The organism is Hyphomonas sp. UBA3601 (assembly GCF_002375605.1).
GTDB lineage: Bacteria > Pseudomonadota > Alphaproteobacteria > Caulobacterales > Hyphomonadaceae > Hyphomonas.
In genome coordinates this window covers 1-654 of the sequence record NZ_DFME01000002.1, presented here as the reverse complement: position 1 = coordinate 654, position 654 = coordinate 1, and the positions used below count along the sequence as shown (strand labels likewise).

The 654-nt window shown below is 63.0% G+C and carries 1 protein-coding gene; it reads left to right on the top strand.

Features of this window, described 5'->3' with window-relative positions:
- Positions 1–654: aldehyde dehydrogenase family protein (locus tag B4F73_RS00015; protein ID WP_290482215.1), on the top strand; the 654-nt coding region annotated here is incomplete at both ends.

Below are 654 nucleotides of genomic sequence, written 5' to 3'. Positions count from 1 at the left end.
GTCATGCCGGATGCCGACCTCGATCAGGTAGTCAACGATCTGGCCGGGGCAGCCTTCGGTTCGGCAGGCGAGCGTTGCATGGCGCTGCCCGTGGTCGTTCCGGTGGGCGAGGACACGGCAGACAGATTGCGCGAAAAGCTCATCCCCGCGATCAATGCCCTGCGCGTTGGTGTCAGCACCGACAAGGACGCCCATTACGGTCCCGTCGTTACGCCCGAACACAGGGCGCGGATCGAACAATGGATCGACACGGCGGAAAAGGAAGGCGCCGAAGTTGTGATCGACGGTCGCGGCTTCAGCCTTCAGGGGCATGAAGACGGCTTCTTCGTCGGCCCGACCCTGCTCGACCGCGTCACCACCGACATGGAAAGCTACCAGGAAGAAATCTTCGGCCCCGTGCTGCAGATTGTGCGCGCCCGGGATTTCGAGGATGCCGTTCGCCTGCCTAGCGAGCATCAATACGGCAACGGCGTCGCCATCTTCACCCGCAACGGCCATGCCGCGCGCGAATTCGCCCATAGGGTGAATGTCGGCATGGTCGGCATCAACGTGCCGATCCCCGTCCCCGTCAGCTATCACAGCTTCGGCGGATGGAAGCGCTCTGGCTTCGGCGACACCGACCAATACGGCATGGAAGGCCTCAAGTTCTGGACC